The organism is Arthrobacter sp. CAN_A2 (genome assembly GCF_015752045.1).
In the GTDB taxonomy this organism is placed as follows: Bacteria; Actinomycetota; Actinomycetes; order Actinomycetales; family Micrococcaceae; genus Arthrobacter_D.
In genome coordinates, this window is record NZ_JADOUS010000004.1 from 87,959 (window position 1) to 113,785 (window position 25,827).

A 25,827-nucleotide genomic window follows, 5' to 3' on the forward strand; every position below is an offset into this window, starting at 1 on the left:
ATCGGCCGCCGGTGCGGCCGTAACCGGCTGTTAACACGGACGCGCGAGAATGGCGACGAGCGTCCGCGGCTGATCCGCGCCCGCGGATCAGTAGAGTGATGACGGCGGCGCACGCGTGGCCGATGCGGCCCCGGGCCGTGCGGGTGTTCCCGTGGCGCCGGAACAGGACGTGCACGACGCCGGGCAGGGACTGCCTGCCGCCCCGACCGCGCGGTCCGGGCATCGATTCGAGGAATGAGGTTGTCATGGACCGGCAGCAGGAGTTCGTACTGCGCACCATCGAGGAGCGGGACGTGCGCTACGTGCGGCTGTGGTTCACCGACGTCGTCGGCTCCCTCAAATCGGTGGCCCTCGCCCCGGCCGAGGTCGAGGGCGCGTTCGAGGAGGGCCTCGGGTTCGACGGCTCCTCCATCGAAGGGCTCGCGCGGGTGTACGAGTCGGACATGCTGGCCCAGCCGGACCCGTCCACGTTCCAGATCCTGCCCTGGCGCGGCGAGAAGGAGCAGACGTCCCGGATGTTCTGCGACATCCTCACTCCGGACGGCCAGCCGTCCACCGCCGACCCGCGCGGGGTCCTCAAGAAGACGCTCGCGAAGGCCGCCGACATGGGCTTCACCTGCTACACGCACCCCGAGATCGAGTTCTACCTGCTGAAGTCCGCCGAGCCGGGCGCCGACGGCCAGCCCGTGCCGGTGGACCACGCGGGCTACTTCGACCACGTGCCGGGCGGCGTGGCCCAGGATTTCCGCCGGACCGCCGTCGCGATGCTCGAATCGGTGGGCATCTCCGTCGAGTTCAGCCACCACGAGGCGGGCCCCGGGCAGAACGAGATCGACCTGCGCTACGCCGACGCACTGCAGACCGCCGACAACATCATGACGTTCCGCACCATCATCAAGGAGGTCGCGCTGACCTCGGGCAGCTACGCGACCTTCATGCCGAAGCCGTTCTCGGAGCACCCCGGGTCCGGGATGCACACCCACTTCTCGCTGTTCGAGGGTGATACGAACGCGTTCTACGAGGCCGGGGCCGAGTTCCAGCTGTCGAAGACCGCACGCCAGTTCATCGCCGGTATCCTCCGGCACGCCCCCGAGTTCACCGCCGTGACCAACCAGTTCGTGAACTCGTTCAAGCGGCTCTGGGGCGGCGGCGAGGCGCCCAGCTACCTGTCGTGGGGCCACAACAACCGCTCCGCCCTGGTCCGGGTGCCCCTGTACAAGCCCAACAAGGGCCAGTCCGCACGCATCGAGTACCGCGGCATCGACTCCGCGAGCAACCCCTACCTCGCCTACTCGGTGCTCCTGGGGGCGGGCCTGAAGGGGATCGAGGAGGGCTACGACCTGCCGCCGGCCGCCGAGGACGACGTCTGGAGCCTGACCGCCGCCGAGCGCCGCGCCATGGGCCACGACCCGCTGCCCGCCAGCCTGCACGATGCCATCCGCGTCATGGAGGAGTCCGAGCTCGTCGCGGACATCCTGGGGGAGCAGGTCTTCGAGAACTTCCTGCGGAACAAGCGCGCCGAGTGGCACGACTACCGCATCCAGGTGACCCCCTACGAGCTGCGCCGGAACCTCAACATCCTGTAAGGCCCGTCCGGGGACATGGCTAGGGTTGGGGGATGAGCCTCAACCGCAAGCTGATCAGTTACGGCTTCACGGACCTCGAGAAGAGCCGGCGTTTCCTCGACGCCCCGGAGCTGCGGGGCCTCAACGACGACGACCTCTTCGCGGGTCTCGCCATGGCCGCCAGCCCGGACATGGCGCTGCAGTCCTTCGTGAGGCTCCTGGCCGTCGATCGCACGGCGGTCACGGCGGCCTTCTCCGACGGGGGCCGGCGCGGCCTGCTGTTCCGCCTGCTGGGCGCCACCGAGGCGCTCGGGGAGTTCCTCATGCGTCACCCGGAACACCTGGACGTCGTGAGGACCCGGCCGGCGACACCGCCGATCATCGCCCCGGAGGACCTGCGCGCGGAACTCCTCCGCTCCGTCTACGCCGACCCGGCTGCGGCCAATCCCGTCGCGGGCGCCATCGGCGTCGACGCGTACTGCCGGCTCCGGGTCGCCTATCGCAGGCGCCTGACGGACCTCGCCGTCCGCGACCTCGGCCACTGCGCGCCCGTCGACTACCTGCCCGTCGTCGCGCGGGAACTCGCGGACCTCGCCGCCGCCGCGCTGGAGGCCTCCCTCGCCGTCGCGCGGGCGGAACTGGGTGACGTGTACGGGTCCGACGTCGTCGCCCGGGTCAGGCTCGCCGTGATCGCGATGGGCAAGTGCGGAGCCCGCGAGCTCAACTACATCTCCGACGTCGACGTCGTCTACGTGGTGGAGGGGGAGGACCTCGACGACACGACGCTCACGCGGATCGGGACGGGGCTCGCGTCCGGGATGTCCAGGGGCGTCTACTCGCCCGGACAGGAGCCGGCCCTGTGGGAGGTCGACGCGAACCTCCGCCCCGAGGGCAAGGACGGTCAGCTCGTCCGGACGCTGCAGTCGCATGTGTCCTACTACGAGCGATGGGCGAAGACCTGGGAGTTCCAGGCCCTCCTGAAGGCCCGCGCCGCGGCGGGGGATCCGGACCTCGGCCGGCGGTACGAGGAAGCCATCGCCCCGCTCATCTGGGCGTCGTCCCAGCGGGAGGGATTCGTCGAGGGCGTCCGGGCCATGCGCCGCCGCGTCACGGACAACATCGCGCGGAACGAGGAGGCACGCCAGCTCAAGCTCGGGCCGGGAGGCCTCCGCGACGTCGAGTTCACCGTGCAGCTGCTGCAGCTGGTCCACGGACGGCTGGACGAGTCGCTGCGCGTGCGCGACACCGTCTCCGCCATCGCCGCCCTGAGCGCTGCCGGGTACGTGGGGCGCTCCGACGCCCTGGACCTCGACGACGCGTACCGCTACCTGCGGGTCCTCGAGCACCGGATCCAGCTGATGCAGATGCGCCGCACCCACCTGATGCCCGAGGACGAGACGTCCCTGCGCGCCCTGGCGCGGTCCTCCGAGGGGTGCATGGTGACGGTGCGTCCGAGCGCCCAGAGCCTCCACGACAAGTGGCAGTCCACGCGGCGGCTCGTCAAGCGGCTCCACGAGTCCATCTTCTACCGGCCGCTGCTCAACAACGCGGCGACGCTCCAGCCCGAGGACGTGCAGCTCACGGCGGAGGCGGCGCAGGCCCGCCTCGCGGCCCTCGGCTACCAGGATCCGCGCGGCGCGATGCGCCACATCGAGGCGCTCACCGGCGGGCTCCGGCGCCGCGCGCTGCTGCAGCGGCAGCTCCTGCCCATCCTGCTGGGCTGGTTCGCGGACGGCGTGGATCCCGACGCCGGGCTCCTCGGGTTCCGCCGCCTCAGCGAATCACTCGGCGAGAGCCACTGGTACCTCGGCATGCTGCGCGATTCCAACGCCGCGGCGGAGCGGCTCTGCGCCGTCCTGTCGAGCAGCCGGTTCATCACCGACCTGCTGGAGGTGTCGCCGGAGTCGACCCAGTGGCTCGGCTCCGACACCGAACTCGTCCCGGACACCTTCGAGGCCCAGTGGCACGAGATCCGGTCGAAGATGTCGCGGCATCCCGAGCCGGAGGAAGCCATCCGCCTGATCCGGCTCATCCGGCGTCGTGAGCTGCTGCGGATCGCCATCGCCGACAGTTCCAGCCTGCTGTCCCAGGCGGAGGTGGGGGAGGCGCTGTCCGACGCTGATCGGGCGGCGATCCTCGGCGCCCTGCACGTGGCCGAGAAGCAGGTGCTCGCGGGGGAGGAACAGCTCACCGACGTCGTCGTGATGGCGATGGGTCGCCAGGGCGGCCGCGAGATTACCTACGGGTCCGATGCCGACGTCATCTACGTGCACCGGCCGCGGCCCGGGGCGGACGAGTCGGCGGCACAGAAGCAGGCGGAGGCCATCGTCGCGCGACTGGTCGCGCTGCTCACGCAGCCCTGCAAGCCGCCCGTGCTGGCCGAGCGCGTGCTGGAGATCGACGCAGCCCTCCGCCCGGAGGGCAAGCAGGGCCCGATGGTGCGCTCCATCGACTCCTATCGCGAGTACTACCGCCGCTGGTCCCTCGTGTGGGAGGCGCAGGCGCTCCTGAGGGCGCGGCCCCTGGCGGGCGACGACGGACTCGCCACCGAATTCCTCGACGTCATCGACCCGGTGCGGTACCCGCGGGAACTCGGTGAGAACGATGTCCGCGAGATCCGGCGCATCAAGGCGCGCGTCGAGGCGGAACGGCTCCCGCGCGGCGCCGACCCGTCGAGGCACCTGAAGCTGGGACGCGGTGCCCTCAGCGACGTCGAGTGGCTGGTGCAGCTCCTCCAGCTGCAGCACGCGCACGCGCTCCCTGCCCTGCAGGTGCAGTCCACGCTCGCCGCCCTGCAGGTGATCGAGGACGAGGGGCTGGTGCCGGCGGAGGACGTCGCCACGCTGCGCGGCAGCTGGACCCTCGCCACCCGGATCCGCGGGGCGAATGTCATCTGGAGCGGCCGCGGGTCCGATCTGCTGCCCTCCTCACGCCGCGACCTGGAGGCGGTGGCGCGGTGGTGCGGCTACGGACCGGACAGCGGTTCCCACCTGGAGGAGGACTACCTCCGGATGACCAGGCGCAGCCGGAGCATCTTCGAACGGCATTTCTACGGGTACTAGCGGTCCGGTCCCCCACCGGGAACGGCAACGGCGGCCGTCCCCGGTGGGGGACGGCCGCCGTCGTCGGTGCCTCATGGTGAAGAGTGCAGGCTAGACGCCGTAGTAGAGCTCGAACTAAACAAGGGTAATTGGCTGTAGTTGAGAAGTGCTTAGATCCGCTTGTTTCCGGGTTTTTTATGGTTGGCCGTGGTTGTGGATAAGTACCCCTTTGCGGACCTCTTGCGGACTTTCTGCGGACTAGACGGGCCCCGCGTGTTGCTAGACGAACCTCAGAGGGATTGTGAGGTGGTGGGTTCGCCCGTCCCGGCGTCGCACCATTGGTGGTCCGTCCGTGTAGAACATGCGCCCATCCCACTTAAGCCGCGTGGTGGTGGGGTCGAAGTCGTAGGGTCCGATGATTGCCCGTAGTTCCTCGATGAGATCCACGCGGCCCGGTTCGCTTTCCCGCTCTACCCGCTGATAGGACACGTTAGCCGGGACGGTGGAAACGTACTCGTATTGACCGGGCACCTGGTTGCCGTATCGATCGACCGTGGGAGGACCTGGTTCCCAGATTTCTACCTTGTCAGTGAGTCTCACGCTGCACGCCGCCTGTAGCCGTTGAGGACTGCCAGCTCGGGGAGGATGAAGCCCTGTAGGGTTGCCCCGCGTTCGGAGTAGTCGCCTGCCGTGTAGGTGGTGACTTGCTCGGGGTTGGCTGTTAGCCGTGTGCAGGCCGACACGATGACAGCCTGAATGGATGCTACCGGTAGGTCAATGTCACGTCCTACGAAGCCGCGTCCCCTGGTGTATCCCCAGACGAAGGCCCTGATGGTGGTGAGGTGGTCGGATGCCTGCTGGATGGTGTCTGCGTCGTTGTGCCGCCCGATGTGTGCGGCAACTTTTGTTGCTAGTGGATCCATTGGTTTCCCTCCTAAAGGAAAGGGCAGGCAACCCGGTTAGAGTTGCCTGCCCGGTTGTCACGGTCTGACTAGCGAGTGATGCCGGTCAGCGTGACGATTGCCTCAGGGTTCACAGGTGCGGCGTCGAGACGGTAGACCACGCGGATGGCCTGCTGGTCGTAGTCACCGAACGTCTGGTCAAGGAGCTTCACGGCAGGAGCAACGTCGCGGGCGACGGTGATCTGTGAGAAGTCGACAAGTGCGGCGCGGCCAGTCGGGGTTGCGCCGGTCGTGTTCGGGACGCGGTTGCTGATGATGACGGGGACTCCGAAGAGGGTGAACCCTGCGCCACGGGCAACGTCGGGCTGCACGAGGTAGTGGCCCTGCGTGTCCTTGAGCTTGCGGAGCTTGATGAAGTCGCCAGACGTGAATACCCACTTGGCGCCGTCCACGTTCGCATTGGCGCCCATGAGTAGGCCCTGCGCGTCTAGCAGGTGGTCGAGAGTGAGAGCGCCGCCGACGGCAAGGTTCTGTGTGCCCGTGTAGGCGAAGAGACCCTTGGGTGTGGTGATGCCGTCACCGCTTGCACTGAAGAGCTGAGTATCCATTGCAGCCGCGACGTCTGAGACCAGCTTCTGCTGGATCGCTGAGTCAAGGGCGATGACCGACTGACGGGATAGTTCGTTGCTGAACTTCGTCAGAGTCTTCAGGGACTTCATGGTCGAGGGCAGGAGCTGGATCTCATCAAAATCAACATCAGAGTCCGGGATTAGTTCGTTCTGTGCGATCCAAGGGGTAGCGACTGTAGAGCTTCCAAGCTTGGGGATGCGGACAGGGCCGGCGGTGTCGATCATGCGCGGTCCGGCGGCAAGGAACTGCGATGAGGCCGCGAGGGGCTGAACAAGCTGCTTAATGACTGTTTCTTCGGTCAGTTCCGCAGCGTTGGTAGTGGAGTCAAGTGCCATGAGAGGTAGTCCTTTACGTGAAAGTGGTTTCTGGTTTTCACGCTGGCCTCCAGGACAAGCGAAGGGGACGGACTCCGGGTCCATCCCCTTCAGGGTACACCTATTGCGAATCATTCGCAATAGGACTATCTGCCAAACTTGCCGGTAAGCCGTTTGCTCTCCCAACGCTTCAATTGGCGGCAGGTTCGTTCGTCGTAGCCAATGGCCTGCATTGCGTCGATGATTTGATCTATTGAAAGACCCTCTTCGGCACACTCTGCCAACTGCTTGGTCATAATTTCGTCAGTCTGGCTATTACGGGCCCATCCGTTGTTACCGATGAAGTCAATGAAGTTCAGCAACTCGCGCTGTTGTTCGGTGAACCCGATCCATTCGAAGTTATGCGGCTTTTTCGCCATTGCGTCCCCCTCAGCTGGCGCGGGCTCTGAGTAGCCCAGCGAGACCCACATTACTCTCGGAAGGTGTGGCTCCTTGGTGAATGAAGCCTGATGGTCTCCGGCTCGCTAGGTGCGGCTTGGAAGTCAGGAGGGCATCTATCGCCGTCGTGAGCGCGTCCGCGTCGTCCAGGTGTGCCGAGTCAAACGGTAGGTCTGTGGCGTCCTGTAGCCGTCCTGTGGCCGTGACTAGGGCTGTGTGGAGTCGTGCGCCCATCTCGTCTACCCGCTTGGCTTTCTCACGGTAGCCTGCTGATTCTTTCCGCAGCGCCTTAACGTAGGACTCGTCAAAGACCTTAGGTTCTGCTGGGGGTTCCTCGGTCTCGGACGGTTCGGACGGTTCGGACGGTTCTGACGGTTCGACCGGTTCGGACGGTTCGATTACGGGGGTAGTCGGTTCGGTCAGTTCTTCGGTGGATTCTTCGAGCTGTGCAGTCAATTGCGGATCTCCTAATTCGTTACGGGTACGGGGTGGCATTTGCAACCCTTATGGGTGTTCATTGGCTTGTCTGCTGGATACACGTAGCCGTCCTTATAGAGCCACATGCAAAGCTCGCAGTGGTCAGCCTCTAATCCCCTGGTGTAGCCGGTCACGCGGGGGTTCAGCCGGATTGCTTCACTGAATCCATTGGCCGCTGCCTCCAGTACCTCGGACTCACCTAGGCGTCTGAGTTGCATCACAGTGTCTAGGTCCGATGTCGTGATGGTTGTGAGTGCTTTCTCCAGCCGTGGTGTCACGTCGACCACCGGTAGTCCAGCGAACGCGGGAACGAAGCCTAGAGCCTCCTGTAGGTAGCCAGCTAACGTCAGCTCGGACACGGCTACCCCCTTAGCCCTCGCAGCGGTCAGGAGTAGTGACGTTGACTGTTTGAACTCGTCAAGGCTCAACTGGCCTTCACGGTGTCGCGTCCATAGGCCCTCGATAGCGTCAGCGGTCCGCGTCGCCAGGGTAGAGACGTTCTGCTCGTAGGTCATACCAGACGGCTTAGGTCAGTGGCGGCCTTCTCCAGCGACTCACCACGGCGCTTAGCCATGATGTCGGCAATACGGGTAGGGTCGTATCCCAGCTCATCTGCCAGCAGGGTTTCCAGTGGGACACCGATACCCGCCAGCTTGGCCGCAGCGTCCGCAGCTTGGGCCGGGGTCCGCGTCTCAGGGTTCGCCCAAACGCTTTCCACGTCCACGGTGTAGGGGTCCACGCCGTCCCGCACTGCCACAACTAGCGCAGCGATCCATGCGAAGTCAGCGCCAAACATGCGCAGCAACGTATTTGCGTGTGCCACGAGGGAAGCCTCAGCAGAGCGGATAGCGTCAGCGGACGGCGGCTGGTCAGTCTGCAAGCCCAGGTAATGAGTAGGCAGTCCCTTGATAGCGCCGATCTGAGTAATCAGCAGGTTAGCCATCGTCTCAAAACCGGACATGTCAGCTTGTGCGAACTGTCCGAACTTTCCCTCGGGTGCCTCATTCGTCCACACCTTCTTAGAGTCGTCACCAAACGGGTTTACGACGTTGCCCTCGTCGTCCTCTGTGACCTCCAGGCCGGTAGCCCAGCGGCGCGGTCGGGCGTAGTCCTCGCTGGTAATCATTGCGTCCTGCATGATCTTGCCCAGTGCGTCTGTCAGGTCGAGAATTCCGCTCATTTCGCTTACGCCGTCGAAGTCGAGAAGACGGTCACGGTTCAGGATCTGACCGATCGGAGGTACGCCCAATGGGTTAGCCACGGAGTCGCCCTGCTGTACCCAATCGCTGCCGGGGATGAGTGCCCAGTCGTCGCCTACGGTGTTTCTGGTCTTGTAGGTGGTGATCTCAGTCCCGGTGTAGATGGTCGCCCATCCGTGACCGTCAGCCTTCCACCGCTTCACGCCGTCGATGATTTCGCGGGTAGCCGGGTCACGCCTCACGGTCATCTGCCGGGGTGACTCAACACTGATCTGAACACCACGAGGACCGACCCAAACAACGACGTAGCCGCGCCCGTAAGCCAGTGCATCCTTCATGGCCTCATACTGGCCTTCAATCATCCCGTTACGCCGCCAGAGGGACCACAGAGCCGCGTCTGGTGGGTTAGTGGGGTCGCCGCCGATACGGAAGCCAGTTAGCCGCAGACGGTCCACGAGGGACAAGACGGAGAGCTTGGGGTAGTTCACAGTGAGGGACCGCAGACGGTTGCCCAGTGCTTCCACGCTCTTAGGTGACAGAAACGCTGTAGGCTGCTCACCGCGCCAGTAGCGGTCCAGCTTGTCAAGTCGCGGCTGCTCGGTGTCCAGTTTGGTCGTCAGTGCTGAAAGTGTCGTCATATTAGAAGCTCATCGCCCTTTTCTTTTTGGTGGTGTTGCTATGGAATTGCGCCCGGTCCACGGCGGCGATAGTTGCTACCGCAGCGTCAATCTTTTTCTTGGATACGCGCTTGTCTTTGGTTACGACGGTTCCCTGTGGTGTGACCTCGGCTACGCAATTGGTGAAGTGCGTCATTAGCCGGGTGTCGCCGTCATGGGAGATCTCTTTGGTATTGATGAGCTGGTAAAGCCGGTCAGTAGCCGGCGCCATACGGGTACGCCGGCTGGTGTCCCATTCGAGGATTCGTTTAGAGCCGTACTTACTGGCCCATTGCTCCATTTCCGACCTCCAGCCCCAGGGATCACAGGCCATGTCCACTACGTCAAACTGCTCAAAGGCCATGTCTACGTGCGCGGAAACTTCCTCACGAGGTACGCGCCAGCCGGGTAATCCGCCGTTTTCCCAGATGCCGATCACGAAGACGTGCGGATTAGGTTCTACGGTGCAAGCAATTAGCGCGGTCGAGTCGCCAGAGGATGAGCCGTCAAAGCCAAGCGTTACCCGCGCCCGGTTCGGTACCGTAAGCGCGTAATCAGCCAGTGCCTCGAATTGCCCGAACTCCAGCCAAGACTCCACACCTTTACTCCAGAGGCCCATGCGAAGCTGCCTGAAAGTGGGTTCCCGTAGTGTCTTGCGCGCCGCCAGTAGACCGTCCTCAGACAGAAACGGCTTAGCACAGGTCATGGCAGGATTACCGGCCTTCACCGCGTCCATATCGTCGGAGCTTGACCCCTCAGGAGAAGCGAACTCAATCAGGAAAAACGCGGGATCTTCACCGGAGCGTCCCAGCTTCACGAGATCCCACATAATCGAATCCTCAGACGTTCCCGGTGTGCTGATAGCCAGGGTGAGGGATTGCGGACGTTTACCCGATGCGCTGGTGATTGCTTCCCAGACAGAGCGGGTTACGACGTGGAGCTCGTCGACCACAATCAAGGTTGCGTCCCAGCCGTTCAATGAGTCAGGTTCAGCCGGTAACGGGGTCAGCGTCGAGTCAGTGTGAGGAACATAAACACGATCACTGAACACCTGCACGCGGTCTGCCAGCTCAGGATTCAATGCGATCATCCGTTTAGCCTGATTGAGCGTGACGTTCGCCTGCCGCTGGTCACTGGCGACGACTAGAACCTCAGCAGAGAACTGCCCCACAAACATTTCAGCAACCGCCAGCATTGCCGCGAGAGACGTTTTCCCGTTACCCCTCGGCATACTTACCAGCGCGTTACGGATACCCGGTGAGTAGCTGCCCTGAATAATGTCCTGCTGGAAGTCCTGAACCTCCACTGACTCACCTGCACCATGCCCACGAGGGACAAACAGGTATTCATGGATGAACCGTATACGCCGCTCTGCTGCGTCCGTAGGGTAGTGGCTAAAGTCCAGTGGCTCAGCCGTAATAGCGGCCTTAGGACCGGCTACCACGTGCCCACCATACCCCCATTAGACATACCCCTAGGGGTGTTACTCAAACTTTGCCTTGCCGGGGGGATCTCGCGTGACTCGTTCGGGTCTCCTCCCCTGGTTGTTCTGTTTGTCAAGTTGCGTCCGGCTGGTGGAAGTGCGACTAGTGGTTCGGGTCGGTCTTCGCTGGTGCGTTGTCCTGGTCCCGGTCGTGCTTGCCCCGCGAGGACATTGCATGGACCACAGAGAACGCGCACCGCTGATAGTGGGATGACTTTGCCTGCTGCTTTTAGTTCCCATGCGGTCGGTGTGTGGTCGCACTGGAGGTTCTTAGTGGCACCGCACCATAGGCAGAATGGTTGCGCCTTACGTGCTCGCCTACTGAGCTTGTCCCATGCCGTGTCGTACTCCAGAGACTTACGCTTGTTGCTTGGCTTGGGTGCTGGCTTGGGTCGGTGGTCAGCGCAGCGTGATTGTTCACTGAGGTCGCCGCAGTTGATGCACGGCTTAAGGATGCTCACCAGATATCCGAGGTAGGTAGTTCGACGGTTACGACGCGGGGTGGTGTGCGCATGATGGTGAGCGCGTTCAACTCGGCCTCTATCGCGTCGTAGTCGTCCTCCAGTTGAACCACTGAGGCTGTCAGTTCAACGATGGTCTGGTCACGCTCAGTGAGCCGGCGGTCCTGCCTCTCAATGATCCGCTGCCTGATTGTGGCTAGCCGTTCCCAGTTCACGATGCCTCCCGTATATCGGTGTAACTTCTGTAACTACTGTTACTTTCAGCGGGAACTGCAGGGAGCATAGTTACACTTGTTTCAGTAGTTACAGGTGTGTAGAGGCCCCGCTTCGGATTGCTGATGCGTTCGGCTTCGGTGGCCCTCCTGAGGTAAAGCCGGGTCTTGCTGTCTTCCCAGTGGAGCAGTCCCGCCACGTCCTTTGGCTTCATACCTTCGGGGTACTTGCTGATAAGGGTGACCAGCTCGGCCATGTCGTCGCCTACACCTTCGGTTGCTGCCCGGTTGCGTACAGCTTCAGCGGCATCACGGAGACTGGAGCCGTCGAGGTTCCACGTTCCGTTAGTAAGATTGAGCGCGTACTGACCTTCCATTGCGTCGCGGGAAGTGACGTGAAGGGTCGAGCTTTCGGTTTGCCGGTCCCTCTGGATCAGGAGGATGCTGTCAGCAGCCCCAGCCAATCCTTGTGTGCCGGAAACGCTGTCGAGGAAGTCTGACTTTTCGCCCTTGTTGGTGTGGTGTACGACGATCAGGGATGATCCTGGTTGTCTGTCTACCAAGTCTTTGAGTGCAGACATTTGGGAGTAGTCGTTGCCGTAAGCGTCGTTTCCGCCGTAGGTGCCGCGCACTTTGCCCAGCGTGTCGAGGATGACCAAAGGCTTGTCTTCGGCGTGACGGTCGAGGAAGGCTGCAATGGTGGTGAGTGGTCCTGATGGAACGTCGGTCATGAAGTACAGACCTTTAGGCCCTTCGCTCACTCCCAGCGTGTGGAGTCGTGACTGGAGCCGTCGCGCCCCGTCCTCCAAAGCGAGATAGAGGACGGGGCGACCGTCGACGGGGATGGTGCCGAACGCGAGTCCACCTGTTGCCGCAGAGACTCCCAGGCCAAGCACCATCCATGACTTGCCAATTTTCGGGGGTGCCACAAGGAGGGTCAGACCCTCGGGGATGATTCCAGGGACGACGTATTCGACGGCAGGGAGGATCTGCTCCGTCAGCCAGTCTGCGGCGAACGCGCTGTCTAGTGGGTCGGGTAAGGTTTCAGAACTCCGCAAGCTGGGGTGCCCCTTCCAGTGCTTCATGCCACGCTTTGAGGGTTTGGGGGTCCTTGGCTGTGATTTGCCACATAAGGTCTGCGCGGAAGAACTCCCGTGACGTGTGCGGCATGTAACTGCCTACCCGCAAGCGGACGTAGCTTCCCGGATCCAGGGTTTCGACGAACCATTGGCTCTGCCGTTCAAACTGGTAAACGTCATAGAGGCGTGGGTGGTCGCTGGGGTAGTCTGCAAGGTCAAGTTCGAGGACAGTCTGAATCACTTGGTGACTCCCGCGGTTGCCGGTCCCAGGTCCTGCTCAAGCTGTCCCCACAGTTCGGAGGGCTTCATCCCCCGCTCGACGGCGAGGTTTACGAGGTCTGTAACAGTGGCGGGCCATTTGGTAACCTGATTCATTAGAACCTTCTTCTTGTCGGGAGTTGATTCTTTGCCCTCACTGGAATTGCCGTTCCGGTGGGGGTTTTTTGCGTTCACTGCAGCCTCATTCAGTGGCCCGGTATGGCTGGTACCGTGCCAGTAGCCACTTGCCCAGGCTTCGGCCATGTCCGCTCTGGCGCTCACGCTGATTCCTCAGAGTCGAACGCGGCGTCGAGCCATCTCTCTACGTCAGCGCGGCGAGCCATAAGACGGCCGGCAATTTTTGCAAACTTCGGACCTTCGCCCTTGTGTCGGTAAAACCTGAGTGTATTGATCGGGACGCGTGTCTCTTCCGAGACTTCCTCCAGTGTCATCAGGTGATATGCCTTGACTTCCATAACTACTCCTTGGCTTCAGTAACCGACTATCGGTTGAACCGGGTATGGCTATCAAAGCACCTTCAATCGCGCACGTCAACCGATAGTCGGTTACAGTGGTGTTCATGGATCAACAAGACTGGCGCCCCGGCGGCGAATATGGGTACGAGTTTGTCCGCACATTGGATGAGAACTTTGGTCAGAACGCACGAATCCGTCGGGAGTTCTTGGACTATCCACAGAACACGGTGGCACGCCTCATGACGGCAATGTACGGCTTCAAGTGGCATCAAACAGTTGTCGCCAAGGTTGAGTCGGGCCAGAGGATGATCAAATTGTCCGAGGCGTACGCACTAGCTGACCTATACGGGGTTCCGCTTGAGAACTTGGCTCACGGCACGGACTTGCAACATGTTGAGCAACGGCCCAAGAACGCAATGTCTATTCCTGAAGGCCTGAAGTGGCTCGGCTGGATGGAGGGCAAAGATGGCGAGCATCCAGAAGAGGCCTGATGGCCGTTGGCGTGCCCGGTACAGGGACGCGGACGGCAAGGAACACGCTAGGCACTTCCCCAGGAAGATAGACGCTCAACGCTGGACTGACGAGGTTACCGCCGCTGTCGTCACCGGCTCGTATGTGGACCCAAAAAAAGCACGGTTGACTGTGGGGGAGTGGTGCGCCACATGGTTGACCGGGTATGGCAGCAAGAGGGCTTCCACCGTTCGGCAGGCGAGCGTCCATGTGAAGCATATTGTCGCCGCGTTCGGGTCCCGTCAGTTGTCCCAGGTTCGCCCGTCTGAGGTCAAAGCATGGACGGTAAAGCTCAAAGCTGACGGCTACGCTGATTCGACCGTCTACGCGATCCATTCACGGTTTGCTCAGATCATGGCTGACGCCGTGCATGACGGGATCATAATGCGTTCCCCGCTGAGTCGTCGCACGTCACCGGGCGCGGGTAAGCAACGCGCTTATGTGGCGACGACAGAGCAAGTGTGGGCACTCCATGACTTGATGCCAGAGAGTATGCGGCCAGCGGTCCTCTTGGGCGCGTTCGCTGGACTGCGGATTGCGGAGGTTGCCGTGCTGCGGGTTGACGATGTGGATTTCATGCGCGGGATCATCACACCAGCGATCCAGTATCCGGCAGAGCCTCTGAAGACCGAGATTTCTAAGACGGCTATTCCTATCCCGCGTGACCTGGCAACAGAGCTTTCCAAGGTTCCGGCCCGGTGGGGGAGCCAGACACTCGTCACAAGCGAGTTTGGGCGGTCCGTGTCGCCACACCGGATTGAGGATAAGTTCCGGGCGATCAGGGACGAAGTGGAGGACCTACCCGAAGGTTTCCGGTTCCACGATCTGCGGCACTATTTTGCATCCCTGCTGATTGCTGCGGGGCTTGACGTGAAGGTGGTTCAGACGCGCCTCCGTCATGCGTCCGCTAAGACGACGCTAGACACTTACGGGCACATGTGGCCAGACAAAGATGAGTCCGCACGAGCTGCAATTCAGAATGTTCTGATAGCTCGTGCGGACTCTCTGCGGACTAAACCCGCTGCATCCCTTTGATCTAGCTAGACACCGTAGTAGAGCTCGAACTCGTAGGGGTTCGGGCGCAGCGAGAGCGGCTTGATCTCCATCTCACGCTTGTACTCGATCCACGTGTCGATCAGGTCCTGCGTGAAGACGTCGCCTGCCTGCAGGAACTCGTTGTCCGCCTCGAGGGCCAGGAGGGCCTCCTCGAGCGAGCCGGGGGCCTTCTGGATGTCCTTGGCCTCCTCGGCGGGGAGCTCGTAGAGGTCCTTGTCGATGGGATCCGCGGGCTCGATGCGGTTCTTGATCCCGTCGAGGCCCGCCATGAGCTGGGCGGCGAAGGCGAGGTACGGGTTCGACGACGGGTCCGGCGCGCGGAACTCGATGCGCTTGGCCTTCGGGTTGGACCCGGTGATGGGGATCCGGATGCCGGCGGAGCGGTTGCCCTGCGAGTAGACCATGTTGACCGGGGCTTCGAAGCCCTTGACCAGGCGGCGGTAGGAGTTGACCGTCGGGTTGGTGAAGGCCAGGACGGCGGAGGCGTGCTTGAGCAGGCCGCCGATGTACCAGCGGGCCATGTCCGAGAGGCCGGCGTAGCCGCGCTCGTCGTAGAACAGCGGCACGCCGTTGCTCCACAGCGACTGGTGGCAGTGCATGCCGGAGCCGTTGTCGCCGAAGACGGGCTTCGGCATGAAGGTCGCCGACTTGCCCCAGGCGTTGGAGACGTTCTTCACGATGTACTTGAACTTCTGCAGGTCATCCGCAGCGTGCGTCATGGTCGTGAACTTGTAGTTGATCTCGGCCTGGCCGGCGCCGCCGACCTCGTGGTGGGAGCGCTCGACCTCGAGGCCCGCCTTGTCCAGCTCGACGCAGATCGCGTCGCGCAGGTCCGCCTGCTTGTCGACGGGGGACACCGGGAAGTAGCCGCCCTTGAACGGCGTCTTGTTGCCGAGGTTGCCCCCGACCTCCTCACGGCCGCTGTTCCAGGGAGCCTCGATGGAGTCCACCTTGTAGAAGCTGCCCTGCGGGGAGGACTCGTACTGCACGTTGTCGAAGATGAAGAACTCGGCCTCGGGGGCGAAGAACGCCGTGTCCGCGATGCCGGTCGAGGAGAGATACGCCTCGGCCCGCTCGGCGACGCTGCGCGGATCGCGGTGGTAGGGGTCGCCGGTGCGCGGGTTGACGATGGAGAAGTTCAGCGCGAGGGTCTTCTCGGCGCGGAACGTATCGATGAACGCCGTCGTCACGTCGGGGATCAGCTGCATGTCGGATTCGGCGATGCCCTGGAAGCCGCGGATGGAGGAGCCGTCGAAGAGCTGTCCGTGGATGAAGAAGTCCGCGTCGACCGTCTTGGCGGGGACGTTGAAGTGCTGCTGCACGCCGGGCAGGTCGGTGAACCGGACATCGACGAACCTGATGTCTTCGTCGGCGATGAATTTGAGGACCTCGTCCGCATTCTTAAACATCGATTGGTGCTCCTATCGCAGGGCTGGGGAGGAAGACTGGACGCCAGCGCGTGCCCCTGCACCGCGCGGGAAGTCACGAGCTCTGGCGGAATGGAACGCTGCCGCCGTCTCGCTCCAACTGTAGGAGCGGGCAGTTTCTCGCTGGTGTCGCCGTTGTTTCCGGGACGTTACATGAGGGGAAGTGCGCCTCCTACCCTAGCGCGTCCCTGAGGTCGGGGGGCATAATGTCGCCGCACGCCGCCGGGTAGGCTGGAGGCGTGGTAAATAGAGACGACATCGGTTCGTGGATGGAAGGCCCCCCGCCGTCGGGCAACCAGCAGTGGCCCGGCCAGCGGCTCGGGCGGCCCGCATCGGGTCCTGGGTCGATCGCCCGATTCCAGCCGAGGGCTGCGGCGCTCCTGATCGACTGGGTCATCTGTTCGCTGCTGTCCGCTGCGTTCTTCGGGTACGACTCCTTCGCCACGCTGTACCTCTTCCTCATCGAACAGATCCTGTTGGTCGGCTTCTTCGGCTACAGCATCGGGCATCGCATTCTGCGCATGCAGGTGCAGACCCTGGACGGCAGGCCCGCCGGCTACCTCACCGCGACCATCCGGAGCGTGCTCCTGTGCCTCGTGATCCCGGCGCTCATCATCGACGCGGACCAGCGCGGACTCCATGACCGGGCGCGCGGGACCGGGCTCTTCCGGATCTAGCGGCGTCTCTGCCGCATCGCGTCGGTGACACACGAAGAGCCCCTCCCGATGGGAGGGGCTCTTAGTGTGTCCGGCGTGGTCCGTGCGACGGGCGGTCAGCGTCCGCGCATCGCCTTGCGGTCTGGGCGGGCCTTGAAGGGGTCCACGCCCTTGGGGATCGGGAGCTTCGTGCCGAGGGCGCTCAACCGCTTGTCGACGGCGGACACCTCCTGCTTGGTGAGGGTCTTCTTGAGCTTCTGCACCGTCTTCGGGAGCTTCGACAGGGGGACCTGGCGATCGTCGCGACCGGTCTCGATCACATGGACCGGAACATTCGGGATGATGCGGGCCATCTTGCGCTTCTCGCCGTCGACGAGCTGCTTGACCCGGGTGGACGGACCCTCCGAGACGAGGATGACTCCCGGCCGGCCGATCACGCGGAACACGGCGTCCTGGGTACGCGGATTGACTGCGACGGGCTGCTCCTGGAGGATCCAGCCGCGGCGGAGGACACTGAGGGCGGCTCCGGCGGCGCCGGGCTTCCCCTCGATCTGCGAGAACGCCGCGCGTTCGGCCCGGCGGGACAGGATGAAGATCGCCGCGAGGAACGCGAGCGGGATGGCGATGATCATCAGGGTGATGACGTTGTCGATCAGCAAGCCGATCAGCAGGCCCAGTGCGATGATGCCGACGAAGGCCAGCAGCATGAACCAGACGACGCTCGGATCGTTGCGCCGCGTCATCTTGAAGACTTCGGAGACCTGCTTCATCCGCCCGGTCTTCTTCGGGCCCTTCGCGGCCTTCGGCTTGCGCGAGAATAGACGGCGTTTGGGCGTGGGGGAACCGGAAGGATCGATCGTGTGCGACATAGTTCTTCGATTCTACGGGATGGCGGGGGAGCGGCGGCCGGACTGCCCGCCGCCCTGCACGGCGGGTGTGTCAGCCGGCGAGGAGCGAGGACGCTTCCTGCAGGGCGGATCCGGACTCGTCCAGGTGGGCGAGTTCCGGGGGGAGCTCGAGGCCCTTCTTGCGCATGGCGCGCGCCCAGAGGCGGCCCGCGCGGTACGACGAGCGCACGAGGGGCCCGCTCATGACGCCGAGGAAGCCGATCGCCTCGGCTTCTTCACTCAGTTCGACGAACTCGGCGGGCTTCACCCAGCGGTCCACGGGGAGGTGGCGCTCGCTCGGGCGCAGGTACTGCGTGATCGTGATGAGGTCGCAGCCGGCGTCGTGCAGGTCGCGGAGGGCCTCGGAGATCTCTTCCCGGGTCTCGCCCATCCCGAGGATGAGGTTGGATTTCGTCACCATGCCGCGGTCGCGCCCCTGGGTGATGACATCGAGGGAGCGCTCGTACCGGAAGGCCGGGCGGATGCGCTTGAAGATGCGGGGCACGGTCTCGACGTTGTGGGCGAAGACCTCGGGGGCGGCGTCGCAGATCGCGGCGATGTGCTCGGGACGGCCGGAGAAGTCGGGGATCAGGATCTCGACGCCCGTGCCCGGGTTCATGCTGTGGATCTGCCGGATGGTCTCCGCGTAGAGCCAGACACCCTCGTCGGGCAGGTCGTCGCGTGCGACGCCGGTGACGGTGGCATAGCGCAGGTTCATCGACTGCACCGACTGGGCGACCTTGAAGGGTTCGCTGCGGTCGAGGGGCTGCGGCTTGCCGGTATCGATCTGGCAGAAGTCGCACCGTCGGGTGCATTCGGAACCGCCGATCAGGAACGTGGCCTCGCGATCCTCCCAGCACTCGAAGATGTTGGGGCAGCCTGCTTCCTCGCAGACGGTGTGCAGGCCCTCCTTCTTCACGAGGTTCTTCATGGCCACGAACTCCGGGCCGATGTTCACCTTGGCCTTGATCCAGTCGGGCTTTCGCTCCACCGGTGTCTCGGCGTTGCGCGCCTCGACGCGCAGCAGGCGGCGGCCCTCGGGTGCAAGACTCACAGGAAAGCTCCTTCTGACTGGTTCTGGGCGGGACCGGGTGTGTCGCCGGCACCAGCAGGGTGGTGGGGTGCCTCGGTGTCGTCCTTGCCCACCAGCACCGCCTCATTCTTGCGCAGTTCGGCCTCGATCGACGAAACGAGATCCGCCGGCGTGACCGTGCGGCCGCATTCGGCGGAGACGGACGTGACGCCGGCGTCGGTGATGCCGCAGGGGACGATCTGCTGGAACGGCGCGAGATCGTTGCTGCAGTTGACCGCGAAGCCGTGCATGGTGACGCGGTTCCTCACGCGGATGCCGAGCGCGGCGATCTTGCGCGCGGGCTGCGTGTCGGTCTCCGCGAGCCAGACCCCGGAACGCCCGTCGATCCTGATGCCGTCGATCCCGAGGGGGCGCAGTGAGGCGATGATCACTTCCTCGAGGGTGTGGACGTACTCGGCGACCCGTGCCGGCTCCCGCAGCGCCAGGATCGGGTATCCGATCAGCTGTCCCGGGCCGTGCCAGGTGAGTTTCCCGCCGCGATCGACGGGCACCACGGGAGTGCCGTCGAAGGGCCGCTCGTGATCCTCGGTGCGCTTGCCCGCCGTGTACACGGCGGCATGCTCGAGGAGGAGGACGGTGCTCGGGGCGGTGCCCTCCACCACCCGGGCGTGGAGTTCCTTCTGCAACTCCCACCCCTGCGTGTACTCGAGGTAATCCGGAGCGAGGCCGACGCGCGACAGCACAAGAGTCATGCCCCAAGCCTAGTCCCGCGCGGTGACACCTTCCTTCCGTGAGGCCCCCGCCCAGGCCTGCGCGACCGGACCGGCACGGTCAGCGGGGCGGTCCGTGCTGGTCCTCGGACCGACCGGGGAGTTCGAAGGTCGCGCCGAGGCGGACCAGCCGCCAGTCCGTGCCCGCGCGCCGCACCTCGAAGTGGAGGATCGGGGAGACGGGACCGGTCTGGGCCTGGAACCTCCAGAAATCCGCCCGCCACGGGTGGACCGGGCGCACGTCCTCCATGCCGGCTGGAGAGGCGGGCAGCGCCCGCCAGGTGGACCAGTGGCGACGGGGACCCACGACCTGCCACAGAGATCCGCGCCAGCGCAGACGGCAGGGCTGCGGGATGCCGGCGATGTCCTCGAAGGTGAGCCCGACGGCCTCGTCCACCGGACGCCAGGCGTCGGCTGCGTCGGTAGGGATGCGTTTCATGACTGCCTGTCTCGTGCGGAGGTGAGCTTTAAAAATAGAACAAATGTTCTATTGCCGCAATCGGTTCCGGTAGGACTTCGCAGCGCGGGCTGTGGATAACGCGGCCGGGGGCGTCGCGGTGACCTAGAACTGGAGCATGAGCGATGACACGGGGTGGACTGCGGCGAAGACGTCGGTGGGTGCCGAGGTGGGCACTGAAGCGGGCACAGGGGTGGGCACCCGAGCGGGAGGTGCAGCGGAAGATGCCGCATGGTCGGCCAGTATGCGGGGCAGGCCGGACAGCCCGTGGAGGGCCGACGCCGATCATGCCGACCCCGACGCCGACGCCGACGCGGGGCGGCCTTCCGTCGTCGGGCTGCGGGTCGGGCGACTCCTGGGCCGCGGCGGTTCCTCCGCGGTGTGGCTGGTGACGGACGACGGTGGACGGCGCCTCGCCCTGAAGGTGATCGCACCGGTCCCTGCGGGCGCCGCGGAGGTACGTGTCGCAGAGCACCCCGGGGCGTCGATCCGTCACGGGCGACGCGCTGCCACCGGCGCGGCGCCCCTCCCCGCATCCGGGGCCGGGGCGGTCGGTGCGGTGGCACCCTGCCCGCCGTCGGGCGCCGGCACCGACGAGCTGGTGCGTGAACTCAGGCTCCTGCAGCGGTTCACCCACGATCACCTCGTCAGGGTGCACAGCATCGTCGAGACGGATCGGGGCCCGGTCTGCTGATGGACCTCGCCCCGGGTGGCTCGCTCCTCGGCCTCGTGACGAGCCGCGGACCCCTGCCGATCCCCGAGGTCGTCACGGCCCTCGTCCCGGTGGCGCAGGCGCTCGGCTACCTGCACCATGCCGGGGCCGTGCACGGGGACGTGACGCCGGGGAACATCCTCTTCACGGCCGAGGGCAAGCCCCTCCTCGGTGATCTCGGGACCGGACGCCTCCTCGGGGCCGAGCGGGGCGGCGTCGCGGGGACACCAGGATTCCTCGATCCGCTCCACGACGGATCCTTCGACGCCGGCGCTGACGTCTTCGCGCTGGCGGCCGTCGCCTGGTTCGCGTTGACGGGCCGGGTTCCCGGACCCACCGAGCAGCGGCCACCCCTGGCCCTGATCGTCCCGGAGGTACCCCGGGAGCTCATGCAGCTGATCGAGGACGCGCTGAGCTCCAGCCGCGACCGACGCCCCACTGCGGACCACTTCGCCCGCGGTCTGCTGGCCAGTTCGACCCCGGGTCCCGTCAACCTCGTCCCGGCCGTGCACGCGAGCGTGCTGCCGGACCTGCTGACCCGACGCGCGGACGCACCTCCCATCCCTCCGCCCTCCCGGTGGAGGCGGATCACGGGCCCCCGGTCGCGTCTCGGCGAGGGAGCACGCAGCGCACCCGGAGCCATGAGGGGAGCGCCTACCCCGGGACCGCGCCCGCGGGGAGTGCTCCTGTGGGAAGGGCTCCGCCCGGGACGGCGCCCGACCCGTGGACGCTCCCGGGCAGAACGTCCCCGGGATGCCGGACCGCCGCCGGGTATCCGCCGCGTGGCCGCGGTCCCTCCGCAGGAGCCCGGCCGTCCCCGAGCGCAGGAGCGGCATACCCGGGGGATGCTGGCGATCCTCGCCGGGGTCGCAGCCGTCGCGCTGCTCGTCGCCGGGATGGTCCTGACCGTCGTCGACGTCCCCCTCCAGGGGCAAGGGGTCGGTGCTGCTCGCGGCGCCGTCGCCGGGGGGTCGCCGTCCGACGCCCGGACGGGGCGTCCGGAGGCGGACCCGCCGGTCCCGATCGGCGCCGCCCCCGGGACCAGGCAGCCGGGCGTGGACCAGACCCGCGAGGAGAGCGCGGGCGGACTGGAGGGGGACCGGGCAGCGCCCGCCGGTGACCCGGTGGCCGCGCTGGATGGTCTGGCCGCGCTGCGGGCACGGGCCTTCGCGGAGGGCGATCCGGACCTGCTCGCGATGGTCGACGTCGAGGGGTCCCCTGCGATGGCGGCGGACCGGGAGGCGGTGGGGGCGCTCGCGGAGACGGCCAGGACCCTGCGTGACCTGTCGATCGACATCCGGGATCCCGTCGCCCTGACGGACGCGGAGCTGGCGGGTGTGCCTGCGCTCGCGAGCAGGGCGGCGGTCACGGCCCCGCCGCCCTCCATCGAGGTGTCCGTGGTCCGGGCGACGGCGGCGCTGTCGTCCTACACCGAGACCGCTGCGGCGCCGCAGCCGCGCCCCGAGCGGAGCCCGCTCATGGCGGCCGGTCATCAGGACCTGATCTTCATCCTGTGGCAGTCCGCCGACGGATGGCGGATCCACTCCGTCGTCGCGCCGCCCGCGTGAGTCGTCGTGCCCGCGTGGTCAGGACGTCATGGTGCGGCGCACCCAGGCGGCGAGAGCCTCCGGCGTGGGCTGGTCGAAGGTGAAACCGGCCCGGGTCAGCGCGCGGGGTTCCATCCGGACGCTCGCGAGCAGGAGGTTCGTGGCGAGCTGTCCCATGGCGAGTCTGAGAAGGGCGCCGGGGACGCGGAACCACACCGGACGGTTGAACGCCTCGCCGAGCTGCAGCGTGATCGCGTCCACGGTCGCCGGCGTCGGAGCGTTGACGTTGACGGGACCCGAGAGGGGCGCGGTGAGGAGGAACTCGACGGCGCGGACCTCGTCATTGAGGCTGATCCACGGCCACCACTGACGGCCGGAGCCTAGCGAGGTCCCGGCGAAGAACCGGATCGGCGTCAGGAGTGCGGGCAGCGCCCCGCCCTCCTTCGCCATGACGACGCCGGTCCGGGTCAGGACGACGCGGACGGCGTCGGGAGCGCGCAGCGCTTCGGCTTCCCAGCGCCTGCAGATATCCGCCATGAGGGAATCACCGGAGGCGGACCCCTCGGTCAGCACGTCGTCCCCGCGATCGCCGTAATAGTTGGACCCCGACTGGCTGATGAAGACCTGGGGCGGGTTCGCGGACTTCCGCATCGCCTCCACGAGGGTCCGGGTCGCGGTGATGCGCGAGGAGTAGAGCGTCTCCACGTAACTCCTCGTCCAGAGCCCGCCCGCGATGCCCGCCCCGGAGAGATTGATGACGGCGTCCGCCCAGTCCACGGCCTCGACCTCGAGGGCGCCGGCCGCGGGGTTCCACTGGACCTCCCGCGGACCCTTGGGGGCACGGCGCACCAGGCGTCGGACCTCGTGGGTCGTCTCGAGCTGGCGGATGAGGGCAGTACCGATGGTCCCGGACGCGCCGGCGAGGAGGATGCGCATGGATCCATCGAACCACTAGTCACAGGTGAACGGTAACGGAGCCGCTGTGCGGAGGTGCCCCCGACGCCGGAAGCGACGGCATGCGGGTCGGACGAAGGACCCCGGACGGCGTCCGGGGTCCTTCGTCCGACGGGGCGGAAGTGCTCAGCCGTGCAGCGTGGCGGTCAGCGAGATGTCCTTGACCGCTGCCAGCGCCTGCGACACGGGGCAGCCCTCCTTGGCGGCCTGTGCCACGCGCTGGAAATCCTCCTCCGACAGTCCGGGTACGGTGGCGTCGAGCGTCAGGCGGATGGCGGTGATCCCGGTACCGGGCTGGAAGTCCACCTCCGCCTTCGTCTCCACGCGCTCCGGGGTCTTCCCCTCCTCGCCGAGGGCGTTGCTGAAGGCCATCGAGAAGCATGCGGAGTGCGCGGCCGCGATGAGCTCCTCCGGACTGGTCTTGCCCTCGGACTGCTCGGCGCGTGCCTTCCAGGTGACGTCGTAGGTGCCGAGGCCGGAGGAATCGAGTGTGACCTGCCCCGAGCCCGAGGGGAGGTCCCCGCTCCAGACGGTGTGGGCTGTGCGAACGGTAGCCATGGTTCTCCTTGCTGTCGAACGGACGCGGAGGTCGCATCCGGTGCTTCGGTCCCCATCCTAGGGAGCGGGGGAGAACAGGAGAAGCCGCTTCCCTGTCGGGAAGCGGCTTCTCCTGCGGCCGGGGTGGACCGGGCAGGCGTTACAGACCGAGGTCGGCCTCGAACGCGCCACCCTCGAGGCGTGCCTTCAGCGTCTGCAGGAAGCGACCCGCGTCCGCGCCGTCCACCAGGCGGTGATCGTAGGTGAGGCTCAGGTACATCATGGAGCGGATCGCGATCGTGTCGTCACCGTCGGGGCTGGTGATGACCACGGGACGCTTGACGATGATGCCGGTCCCGAGGATGCCCACCTGCGGCTGGTTGATGATCGGCGTGTCGAACAGGGCTCCGGCCGACCCGATGTTCGTGATCGTGAACGTACCACCCGAGAGTTCGTCCGGGCCGATCTGGCCGCTGCGGGTGCGTGCACCGACGTCGGCGATCTTCTTGGCCAGTCCTCCGAGGTTGAGGTTGCCGGCGTCCCTGATGACCGGGACGAGCAGGCCCTTCTCGGTGTCGACCGCGATCGCCAGGTGCTCGGCGTCGTGGTACGTGACTTCCTTCTTCTCCTCGTCGAACGAGGCGTTCAGCTTCGGGTGCTGCTTGAGCGCCTCGGTGACGGCCTTGGAGAGGAAGGGCAGGAAGGTGAGCTTCGCGCCGTTCTGCGCCTGGAAGGTGTCCTTCGATGCGGCTCGGAGCTTCGCGATGCGGGTCATGTCGACCTCGATCACCTGGGTGAGCTGGGCGGACACCTCGAGCGACTCGCGCATGCGCTTGGCGATCGTCTGCCGGATGCGGGGTGCCTTCTCCACGGTGCCGCGCAGCTTCGAGGGCTCGACGGCGGGAGCCGCGGGCTTCGACGGTGCGGCGGCAGCGGGTGCCGGGGCGGCCTGTGCTGCTGCCGGCTCGGCCTTCCGGGCCTTCCTGGCCTCCGCTGCCTCGAGGACGTCCTGCTTGCGGATGCGTCCTCCGACGCCCGTGCCCTTGACGGTCGAGAGGTCGACGTCGTTCTGGTTGGCCAGTCGGCGGACCAGCGGCGTCACGTAGGCTGCGGCGTCCGAGCTCCCGGACACCTCCGACGGCGCGGACTCGGCTGCCGGCTTCTCGGCGGGCTTCTCCTCGGTCGCGGCGGGCTTCGCCGCGGGAGTGGACTCGTCGTCGGACTCCGAGGTCTGCTGGGCCCGCTCCGCCTCGTGGTGGGAGCCGGCCTTCTCGGTGGGAGCGTCCGCGCGTTCCTCGGCCGGTGCTGCCGCCAGGGGTTCGCCCGACGCCGCTTCGACCTTCCCGGGCGCGGCAGCGCCCGAGCCGATCACGGCGAGGACCGCGCCGACCTCGGCCGTCTCGTCCTCGCTGACGCGGATCTCCTGGAGCTTGCCGGCGACGGGGGAGGGGATCTCGGTGTCGACCTTGTCGGTCGAGACCTCGAGGAGGGGCTCGTCGACCTCGACGTCGTCGCCGACCGCCTTGAGCCAGCGGGTGACGGTCCCTTCGGTGACGCTTTCGCCGAGAGCGGGGAGGGTGACCTCGGTGCCTTCGGACGAGTCCTCCGAGGAGTCGCTCGTGGAGGAATCCGCGGGGGCCTCCTCGGCAGGAGCTTCCTCTGCGGCGGGGGCCTCCTCCGCGGCGGGAGCGTCCTCGGCAGGTGCCTCCTCGGCGGCCGAAGCGGCGCTGCCGGAATCGCCGCTGCCGGAACCGTCACCGATGCGCACGAGCGGGGCGCCGACCTCCGCGGTCTCGTCCTCGGCGACCAGGATCTCCTCGATCACGCCTGCGATCGGGGACGGGATCTCGGTGTCGACCTTGTCGGTGGAGACCTCGAGGAGGGGCTCGTCGACCTCGACACGGTCACCGACCTGCTTCAGCCAGCGGGTCACGGTGCCTTCGGTGACGCTTTCACCGAGAGCGGGCAAGTTCACGGATTCAGACATAATGCGCCCGTTTCTCCTTCGTAGATCGTTCCTTGGCAGCTGGTCGACGTGCGGGGCCTGCTCAGCTGGACGTGCTCGGATTTCCTGCTTCCGAGCTTAGTCC

The 25,827-nt window shown here is 65.5% G+C and carries 25 protein-coding genes; 7 read left to right on the plus strand and 18 right to left on the minus strand.

Annotated elements, in window-relative coordinates:
- Window positions 1–245: 245 nt before the first annotated feature.
- Entirely contained in the window at window positions 246–1,586 is a 1,341-nt protein-coding gene (gene glnA, locus IWX63_RS06350) for a type I glutamate--ammonia ligase (protein ID WP_199277324.1), read from the plus strand.
- 32 nt (window positions 1,587–1,618) lie between these two features.
- Window positions 1,619–4,627 (plus strand): bifunctional [glutamine synthetase] adenylyltransferase/[glutamine synthetase]-adenylyl-L-tyrosine phosphorylase, encoded by a 3,009-nt coding sequence (locus IWX63_RS06355; RefSeq protein ID WP_199277325.1) that lies wholly within the window; start codon window positions 1,619–1,621, stop codon window positions 4,625–4,627.
- 575 nt (window positions 4,628–5,202) lie between these two features.
- On the opposite strand, the gene IWX63_RS06360 is transcribed toward IWX63_RS06355, so the two are convergent.
- From IWX63_RS06360 to IWX63_RS06405, 10 genes are all read right to left on the minus strand, one after another.
- Window positions 5,203–5,529, minus strand: a complete 327-nt coding sequence (locus tag IWX63_RS06360; RefSeq protein ID WP_199277326.1) for a hypothetical protein — start codon at window positions 5,527–5,529, stop codon at window positions 5,203–5,205.
- A 68-nt stretch (window positions 5,530–5,597) separates the two neighbouring features.
- On the minus strand, window positions 5,598–6,473 hold the full coding sequence (locus IWX63_RS06365) for a phage major capsid protein (RefSeq protein WP_199277327.1): 876 nt from the start codon (window positions 6,471–6,473) through the stop codon (window positions 5,598–5,600).
- 125 nt (window positions 6,474–6,598) lie between these two features.
- Window positions 6,599–6,871: a hypothetical protein gene (locus IWX63_RS06370; RefSeq protein ID WP_199277328.1), complete on the minus strand. Its 273-nt coding sequence runs from the start codon at window positions 6,869–6,871 to the stop codon at window positions 6,599–6,601.
- Between the two features lie 486 nt (window positions 6,872–7,357).
- Window positions 7,358–7,882, minus strand: a complete 525-nt coding sequence (locus IWX63_RS06375) for a VG15 protein (protein WP_199277329.1) — start codon at window positions 7,880–7,882, stop codon at window positions 7,358–7,360.
- Window positions 7,879–9,204 (minus strand): phage portal protein, encoded by a 1,326-nt coding sequence (locus IWX63_RS06380; RefSeq protein ID WP_199277330.1) that lies wholly within the window; start codon window positions 9,202–9,204, stop codon window positions 7,879–7,881. The genes IWX63_RS06375 and IWX63_RS06380 overlap by 4 nt, the downstream gene beginning before the upstream one ends.
- Before the next feature lies 1 nt (window position 9,205).
- Window positions 9,206–10,528, minus strand: a complete 1,323-nt coding sequence (locus tag IWX63_RS06385) for a terminase large subunit domain-containing protein (protein ID WP_334685696.1) — start codon at window positions 10,526–10,528, stop codon at window positions 9,206–9,208.
- 634 nt (window positions 10,529–11,162) lie between these two features.
- Window positions 11,163–11,381 carry a hypothetical protein gene (locus IWX63_RS06390; RefSeq protein ID WP_199277332.1) on the minus strand — a complete coding sequence of 73 codons (219 nt, stop codon included), beginning with the start codon at window positions 11,379–11,381 and terminating at the stop codon, window positions 11,163–11,165.
- Window positions 11,378–12,463 (minus strand): AAA family ATPase, encoded by a 1,086-nt coding sequence (locus tag IWX63_RS06395; protein WP_199277333.1) that lies wholly within the window; start codon window positions 12,461–12,463, stop codon window positions 11,378–11,380. The genes IWX63_RS06390 and IWX63_RS06395 overlap by 4 nt, the downstream gene beginning before the upstream one ends.
- Window positions 12,464–12,694: 231 nt before the next feature.
- A complete protein-coding gene (locus tag IWX63_RS06400; RefSeq protein WP_199277334.1) occupies window positions 12,695–12,997 on the minus strand; it encodes a hypothetical protein in 303 nt (100 codons plus the stop codon).
- On the minus strand, window positions 12,994–13,191 hold the full coding sequence (locus IWX63_RS06405) for a helix-turn-helix transcriptional regulator (protein WP_199277335.1): 198 nt from the start codon (window positions 13,189–13,191) through the stop codon (window positions 12,994–12,996). The genes IWX63_RS06400 and IWX63_RS06405 overlap by 4 nt, the downstream gene beginning before the upstream one ends.
- A gap of 104 nt (window positions 13,192–13,295) precedes the next feature.
- Between IWX63_RS06405 and IWX63_RS06410 the strand changes: the two genes are divergently transcribed.
- Together IWX63_RS06410 and IWX63_RS06415 are read left to right on the plus strand one after the other, a co-directional pair.
- Entirely contained in the window at window positions 13,296–13,682 is a 387-nt protein-coding gene (locus IWX63_RS06410) for a helix-turn-helix domain-containing protein (RefSeq protein ID WP_199277336.1), read from the plus strand.
- Entirely contained in the window at window positions 13,657–14,736 is a 1,080-nt protein-coding gene (locus IWX63_RS06415) for a tyrosine-type recombinase/integrase (RefSeq protein ID WP_199277337.1), read from the plus strand. Before IWX63_RS06410 ends, IWX63_RS06415 begins: the two co-directional genes overlap by 26 nt.
- Window positions 14,737–14,741: 5 nt before the next feature.
- On the opposite strand, the gene glnA (IWX63_RS06420) is transcribed toward IWX63_RS06415, so the two are convergent.
- On the minus strand, window positions 14,742–16,166 hold the full coding sequence (glnA, locus tag IWX63_RS06420) for a type I glutamate--ammonia ligase (RefSeq protein WP_043446939.1): 1,425 nt from the start codon (window positions 16,164–16,166) through the stop codon (window positions 14,742–14,744).
- A 257-nt stretch (window positions 16,167–16,423) separates the two neighbouring features.
- Here glnA (IWX63_RS06420) and IWX63_RS06425 point away from each other — a divergent pair, with 257 nt between their 5' ends.
- Window positions 16,424–16,861: an RDD family protein gene (locus IWX63_RS06425; protein WP_199277338.1), complete on the plus strand. Its 438-nt coding sequence runs from the start codon at window positions 16,424–16,426 to the stop codon at window positions 16,859–16,861.
- A gap of 95 nt (window positions 16,862–16,956) precedes the next feature.
- On the opposite strand, the gene IWX63_RS06430 is transcribed toward IWX63_RS06425, so the two are convergent.
- The 4 genes from IWX63_RS06430 to IWX63_RS06445 all read right to left on the minus strand — a co-directional run bounded on the left by IWX63_RS06430 (window position 16,957) and on the right by IWX63_RS06445 (window position 19,969).
- Complete coding sequence (locus IWX63_RS06430) at window positions 16,957–17,709, minus strand: DUF4191 domain-containing protein (RefSeq protein WP_199277339.1); 753 nt, start codon at window positions 17,707–17,709, stop codon at window positions 16,957–16,959.
- Between the two features lie 70 nt (window positions 17,710–17,779).
- A complete protein-coding gene (gene lipA / locus IWX63_RS06435) occupies window positions 17,780–18,781 on the minus strand; it encodes a lipoyl synthase (RefSeq protein WP_043446934.1) in 1,002 nt (333 codons plus the stop codon).
- Window positions 18,778–19,512, minus strand: a complete 735-nt coding sequence (gene lipB / locus IWX63_RS06440) for a lipoyl(octanoyl) transferase LipB (protein ID WP_199277340.1) — start codon at window positions 19,510–19,512, stop codon at window positions 18,778–18,780. Before lipB ends, lipA begins: the two co-directional genes overlap by 4 nt.
- A gap of 79 nt (window positions 19,513–19,591) precedes the next feature.
- On the minus strand, window positions 19,592–19,969 hold the full coding sequence (locus IWX63_RS06445; RefSeq protein WP_199277341.1) for a hypothetical protein: 378 nt from the start codon (window positions 19,967–19,969) through the stop codon (window positions 19,592–19,594).
- A 136-nt stretch (window positions 19,970–20,105) separates the two neighbouring features.
- On the opposite strand from IWX63_RS06445, the gene IWX63_RS06450 reads away from it, so the two are divergent.
- Both IWX63_RS06450 and IWX63_RS06455 read left to right on the plus strand, forming a co-directional pair.
- Window positions 20,106–20,681: a hypothetical protein gene (locus IWX63_RS06450; RefSeq protein ID WP_199277342.1), complete on the plus strand. Its 576-nt coding sequence runs from the start codon at window positions 20,106–20,108 to the stop codon at window positions 20,679–20,681.
- A complete protein-coding gene (locus IWX63_RS06455) occupies window positions 20,681–22,267 on the plus strand; it encodes a serine/threonine-protein kinase (RefSeq protein ID WP_199277343.1) in 1,587 nt (528 codons plus the stop codon). Before IWX63_RS06450 ends, IWX63_RS06455 begins: the two co-directional genes overlap by 1 nt.
- An 18-nt stretch (window positions 22,268–22,285) precedes the next feature.
- On the opposite strand, the gene IWX63_RS06460 is transcribed toward IWX63_RS06455, so the two are convergent.
- The 3 genes from IWX63_RS06460 to sucB form a co-directional block, all read right to left on the minus strand.
- Window positions 22,286–23,182, minus strand: coding sequence for a TIGR01777 family oxidoreductase (locus tag IWX63_RS06460; protein WP_199277344.1), 897 nt, complete (start codon window positions 23,180–23,182; stop codon window positions 22,286–22,288).
- A 144-nt stretch (window positions 23,183–23,326) separates the two neighbouring features.
- Window positions 23,327–23,758: an OsmC family protein gene (locus IWX63_RS06465; RefSeq protein WP_199277345.1), complete on the minus strand. Its 432-nt coding sequence runs from the start codon at window positions 23,756–23,758 to the stop codon at window positions 23,327–23,329.
- 139 nt (window positions 23,759–23,897) lie between these two features.
- Entirely contained in the window at window positions 23,898–25,724 is a 1,827-nt protein-coding gene (gene sucB, locus IWX63_RS06470; RefSeq protein ID WP_199277346.1) for a 2-oxoglutarate dehydrogenase, E2 component, dihydrolipoamide succinyltransferase, read from the minus strand.
- Window positions 25,725–25,827: the final 103 nt, after the last annotated feature.

Bases quoted from the DNA above. Each gene is read 5' to 3' on its own strand.
- glnA (WP_199277324.1), top strand. From the start codon at position 246: ATGGACCGGCAGCAGGAGTTCGTACTGCGCACCATCGAGGAGCGGGAC.
- IWX63_RS06355 (WP_199277325.1), top strand. From the start codon at position 1,619: ATGAGCCTCAACCGCAAGCTGATCAGTTACGGCTTCACGGACCTCGAG.
- IWX63_RS06360 (WP_199277326.1), bottom strand. From the start codon at position 5,529: ATGGATCCACTAGCAACAAAAGTTGCCGCACACATCGGGCGGCACAAC.
- IWX63_RS06365 (WP_199277327.1), bottom strand. From the start codon at position 6,473: ATGGCACTTGACTCCACTACCAACGCTGCGGAACTGACCGAAGAAACA.
- IWX63_RS06370 (WP_199277328.1), bottom strand. From the start codon at position 6,871: ATGGCGAAAAAGCCGCATAACTTCGAATGGATCGGGTTCACCGAACAA.
- IWX63_RS06375 (WP_199277329.1), bottom strand. From the start codon at position 7,882: ATGACCTACGAGCAGAACGTCTCTACCCTGGCGACGCGGACCGCTGAC.
- IWX63_RS06380 (WP_199277330.1), bottom strand. From the start codon at position 9,204: ATGACGACACTTTCAGCACTGACGACCAAACTGGACACCGAGCAGCCG.
- IWX63_RS06395 (WP_199277333.1), bottom strand. From the start codon at position 12,463: ATGAAGCACTGGAAGGGGCACCCCAGCTTGCGGAGTTCTGAAACCTTA.
- IWX63_RS06405 (WP_199277335.1), bottom strand. From the start codon at position 13,191: ATGGAAGTCAAGGCATATCACCTGATGACACTGGAGGAAGTCTCGGAA.
- IWX63_RS06410 (WP_199277336.1), top strand. From the start codon at position 13,296: ATGGATCAACAAGACTGGCGCCCCGGCGGCGAATATGGGTACGAGTTT.
- IWX63_RS06415 (WP_199277337.1), top strand. From the start codon at position 13,657: ATGGCGAGCATCCAGAAGAGGCCTGATGGCCGTTGGCGTGCCCGGTAC.
- glnA (WP_043446939.1), bottom strand. From the start codon at position 16,166: ATGTTTAAGAATGCGGACGAGGTCCTCAAATTCATCGCCGACGAAGAC.
- IWX63_RS06430 (WP_199277339.1), bottom strand. From the start codon at position 17,709: ATGTCGCACACGATCGATCCTTCCGGTTCCCCCACGCCCAAACGCCGT.
- lipB (WP_199277340.1), bottom strand. From the start codon at position 19,512: ATGACTCTTGTGCTGTCGCGCGTCGGCCTCGCTCCGGATTACCTCGAG.
- IWX63_RS06445 (WP_199277341.1), bottom strand. From the start codon at position 19,969: ATGAAACGCATCCCTACCGACGCAGCCGACGCCTGGCGTCCGGTGGAC.
- IWX63_RS06450 (WP_199277342.1), top strand. From the start codon at position 20,106: ATGAGCGATGACACGGGGTGGACTGCGGCGAAGACGTCGGTGGGTGCC.
- IWX63_RS06455 (WP_199277343.1), top strand. From the start codon at position 20,681: ATGGACCTCGCCCCGGGTGGCTCGCTCCTCGGCCTCGTGACGAGCCGC.
- IWX63_RS06460 (WP_199277344.1), bottom strand. From the start codon at position 23,182: ATGCGCATCCTCCTCGCCGGCGCGTCCGGGACCATCGGTACTGCCCTC.
- IWX63_RS06465 (WP_199277345.1), bottom strand. From the start codon at position 23,758: ATGGCTACCGTTCGCACAGCCCACACCGTCTGGAGCGGGGACCTCCCC.
- sucB (WP_199277346.1), bottom strand. From the start codon at position 25,724: ATGTCTGAATCCGTGAACTTGCCCGCTCTCGGTGAAAGCGTCACCGAA.